Annotated in this window: 5 protein-coding genes; 1 reads left to right on the top strand and 4 read right to left on the bottom strand. The window is 66.8% G+C overall.

The annotated features are described in order from the left end of the window. From AC01Y6_RS09850 to AC01Y6_RS09865, 4 genes are all read right to left on the bottom strand, one after another. Positions 1-476 (bottom strand): hypothetical protein (locus AC01Y6_RS09850; protein WP_476671345.1); only part of this gene is annotated, 476 nt, incomplete at its 3' end. Positions 477-485: 9 nt separating this feature from the next. Next, a complete protein-coding gene (locus AC01Y6_RS09855) occupies positions 486-2102 on the bottom strand; it encodes a hypothetical protein (RefSeq protein ID WP_476671346.1) in 1617 nt (538 codons plus the stop codon). 21 nt (positions 2103-2123) lie between these two features. Next, positions 2124-2615, bottom strand: coding sequence for a hypothetical protein (locus AC01Y6_RS09860; protein ID WP_428720812.1), 492 nt, complete (start codon positions 2613-2615; stop codon positions 2124-2126). A gap of 14 nt (positions 2616-2629) precedes the next feature. After that, entirely contained in the window at positions 2630-3196 is a 567-nt protein-coding gene (locus AC01Y6_RS09865) for a hypothetical protein (protein WP_476671347.1), read from the bottom strand. A 238-nt stretch (positions 3197-3434) separates the two neighbouring features. Here AC01Y6_RS09865 and AC01Y6_RS09870 point away from each other — a divergent pair, with 238 nt between their 5' ends. Beyond that, positions 3435-3650, top strand: a complete 216-nt coding sequence (locus AC01Y6_RS09870; RefSeq protein ID WP_476671348.1) for a hypothetical protein — start codon at positions 3435-3437, stop codon at positions 3648-3650. The last annotated feature ends 79 nt before the right edge of the window (positions 3651-3729 follow it).

Genomic DNA, 3729 nt, shown 5'->3' on the forward strand with positions numbered 1-3729 from the left:
GTGAGGAGGGCCAGGACCGCCCCTATGGCGGTGAAGAGGAGCATGGCCTTGTTGAAGGCGGTGTTGATCTCGGCCTTGACCTCCTGCCGGAGGCCTTCCAGCTTGCCCTCTAGGGCCTGGGCGCGTTCCTCCAGCTTGGCCTCTGCCTGCAGGATGCGTGCTTCCAACTCGCCCTTGACTTGCCGGATTTGGCCTTCCAGCTTGGTTTCGGTGCGCTGGATGCGGTCTTCCAGTTCGGTTTTGACCTGCTGGACCCGCTCGTCCAGCTTAGTTTCCACTTGCTGGATCCGGCTTTCCAGCTTGGCCTCCACCTGCTGGATGCGGGCTTCCAGCCTGGCCTCCACGCCGCGCACCTCTTCCCGCAGGCCGTCGATCCGGCGGGAGAGGTCCTGGACCAGGGGCGGAAGCACCTGGACCGTGGCCTCCACGATGCCCTCCAGCTTTTCCAGGCGCTCCAGGAGGCGGTCTTCCGGCATGTCCCCATTTTAGCGCAGGCTCAGGCCGAAGGAGAAGCTGAGCCCGGTGGCCTCGCCGTACTGCCCCTTGAGGACATTTTGCGCCCTCACCTCGTAGGCGAAGCACCCATCGTAGTAGCGGAGGGTGAGGCCGTAGCGGCTCAGGCCCCCCTCGCCCACCCCCCCTTCCAGAGCCGCCCAGAGGGCCTGGCAGCAGGCCCGGTCGGGCGGGGGCGGGGCGTAGGCCAGGCGGAGCTCGCCGAAGCTTCCCCGCACGTAGGCCAGGCGGAGGGTGCCCAGGGCCTCCTCCCGGTACTCCCCCTCCAGGCGGTCCATGCGGCTTCCCAGGGGGTTTTCCAGGGTGTAGCGTAGGGAGAAGGGTCCCAGGCGGCCTTCCAGGAATAGCCTCTGGAACTCGTCCCGGTTCTCATAGATGAAGGGCGGAGTCTTCTCCAAGGGTTCAAGCCTTCCGGCGTACCCCAGCCGCAGGGCCAGCGCCCCCTCCTGGAAGCCTCCCTCCACACTTCCCCCCAGCGCCAGATAGGGGGCGTAAGGGGTCCCGGGGTAGAGGGCGGCGAGGAGGGTGGGGGAGAGGGTGAGGCTAAGGGGGCCTTCCCTGAGGGTTTGGCGGTAGCTCCCCTCCACCCCTAGGGTCCAGCCCTGGCTCCTCCCCGTCTCGGCGTAGCGCAGGAAGGGGCTTAGGGTGAGGCCTTCCACCCGAAAGGTGGGGGCGTAGCGGGCCTCGAGGCGGGGGGTGTTGGTATCGGGGGGAGTGGGGGTAGAGGAGAAGAAGAGGTCGTCCCAGTACGCCTTTACCCCCGCGGCGTAGCCGAGGCGCGCCTCCGCGCCCCTTCCCCCTTCCCGGAGGCCGAGCTGAAGGGCCTCCTTGGGGGTGTTCAGCCCGGTGGCGAGCAGGGTGAGGCGCCTTTCCCACCGCCCGATCTCCTCGCCGGGCTTGGGGAGGGGGAAGTCCTGTAGGCCCAGGGTAAGGCCCCCGCTTTCGCTTCCCGAGAAGACGAGAGGGCTTTTGAGTTCGGGCCTTCGGTTGGCGTTGGCCCGGGCCTCTCCCAAGGGGATCTCCAGGCCCCAAAGCCCCAAGGAGGCCTCTCCCAGAAGCTCCCCCGTCTTTGGGTCAAAGCGGGCCTCCGCCATGGCGAGGCGCACCTCCTCCCCGCATGGGCAGGGTGTGGCGAGGAAGCCCTTTAACCGGGCCTCCTCCCGGGTGAACCGGGCCTCCTCCGCCCGCACCCGGTAGGCGGGGCTTTCCAGCTCCACCCCTTGGCCTAGGGGAGGGGTTTCCAGGAGGAGGCGCTCGGCCCTGGCCTTAAGCCGCCCCCTTTCCAGGCGCGCCCCGTAAAGGGTCTTCCCCTCGAGCCTTTCGGCCTCGAGGCGCCACCCCTGGGCCTCGCCCCGCAGCTCCTTGGCCTGAAACCCCTCTCCCTCCCGGTAGCGGAGGAGGGGGGCCTCCAGGTAAAGCCCCTCCCGCTCCAGGCAGGCCCTCCCCTCGAGGACCAGGACCTCGCCATCGTAGCTCAGGTTTTCCCCACCCAGGAGGCCCTCTTCGCTTTCCAGGGTGTAGGGCCGTTCCGCGCACGGGCCCGCCAAGGCGGCGCCCAGGAGGATGAACCAGGCCAGCCCCCGCTGCATGGAAAAGAGGATACCCCAGCTTCAGGGCTTCCAGCCCGAGGGGGCCGCCGGGTAGGGCGGGGCCTGGTTCCGCTTAAGCTCCACCCGGAAAAGCCGGCTTAAGGTGACCGTGCCCCCGGTCTGGGCCGCCTCCCCCAGGGCCCGGTCCAGGAGGGCGGCGAGCTCCATCAGGAAGCGGTCCTGCCGGGCCTTGTCTGCGGGCAGGGCCCCGAAGGTGAAGCAGGCGGGGTTCACCGCCTGGCAGTGCCTCTCCAGGCGGAGCTTCCCCCCGAGGAAGTAGAGCCGCCACCCCCCGAGGTCCACCCGGTACCCCGCCCTGAGGTGGTCCCGGTACTGGAGGGAGAGGGCTTCCCAGAGGGCCCGGGCCTCCCCGCCCCTCGGGCTTAGGGTGTAGCGCCAGGCCTTGGCCCCGCCCGTCGTCAGCGTCTGGCTTCGGGTGAGCCCCCAGTCCTGGGCCAGGACCGGGCCCCACAAGGCCAGGGCGAGAACCATCCAGCGGATCACGGGACCCATCTTACTCAGACGGCTCAGCGGAAGAGGGTGAGGAGGGCCAGGACCGCCCCGATGGCGGTGAAGAGGAGCATGGCCTTGTTGAAGGCGGTGTTGATCTCGGCCTTCACCTCCTGGCGAAGATTTTCAATGCGCTCTTCCAGCTTGCTTTCTACTGCCTGGATTCGCCCTTCCAGCTTGGTCTCAACATCCTGGATCCGTCCTTCCAATCTGGTCTCAACTTCTTGGATTCGTCCTTCCAGCCTGGTTTCCACTTGCTGAATCCGGTCTTCCAGCTTGGCCTCTACCTGTTGGATCCGGCTTTCCAGCTTGGTTTCGGTGCGCTGGATGCGGTCTTCCAGTTCGGTTTTGACCTGCTGGATTTGGCCTTCCAGCCTGGTCTCAACTTCTTGGATCCGCCCCCCCAGCTTGGTTTCTAACGCCTGGATCCGCCCTTCCAGCTTGGCCTCCATCCCCCGGACCTCTTCCCGTAGGCCGTCAATGCGCCGGGAGAGGTCGTTGATCAGGGGAGGGATTATCTGGACCGTGGTCTCCACGATCCCCTCAAGCTTTTCCAAGCGCTCCAGCATTCGGTCCTCGGGCATGCCTTCATCCTACTATCCCTTGCCCTTCTCCGGCGGGAGGGGGCGTGTTATGCTCTCTCCGATGAGTGCGCCGATTCGCTTCGGTACCGAGCATTTCTGGGCGGCTATCGCGCGGGACTTCGCCTTTGCCAACCCAGGCCGCCTCGCCGAGGCCTACGGCCAAAAGAGCTTTCCCACAGCCAAAGCTTGGGCATCCCGTGTTGCAAAGCCAAGGTGCGGGCACCTAGCTCCACCGACCGTGGCGGTGGGGCGCGGCAGCCGCTTCCTGGCGGACGCCTTTGTCAGGTCCCTGGCCGGGCCCACCCCGAGGGGCCTGGACTCCCTCGACGGGGTGAAGGGGCTTTGCGAAGAGGCCTGGGTCCTCTTCCGGGCCTCGAGGACGGAGCCCGTGGTGCGGATCTACCCCGAGGCCTCGAGCTGGTGTACGCAATTCTCAAGGAGGACCGAGCGATAGTGGAGTGGTAGACTAATGGACATTTGGGCGAGGCATGAAGTAACCTTAATCTCCGAAGAGCTTATGACGCAGACCGCAG

It is taken from the genome of Thermus sp., from assembly GCF_056332225.1.

What these genes read in the sequence shown, in the direction of transcription:
- AC01Y6_RS09855 (WP_476671346.1), bottom strand. Translation starts at nt 2,102, where the DNA reads ATGCAGCGGGGGCTGGCCTGGTTCATCCTCCTGGGCGCCGCCTTGGCG.
- AC01Y6_RS09865 (WP_476671347.1), bottom strand. Translation starts at nt 3,196, where the DNA reads ATGCCCGAGGACCGAATGCTGGAGCGCTTGGAAAAGCTTGAGGGGATC.
- AC01Y6_RS09860 (WP_428720812.1), bottom strand. Translation starts at nt 2,615, where the DNA reads ATGGGTCCCGTGATCCGCTGGATGGTTCTCGCCCTGGCCTTGTGGGGC.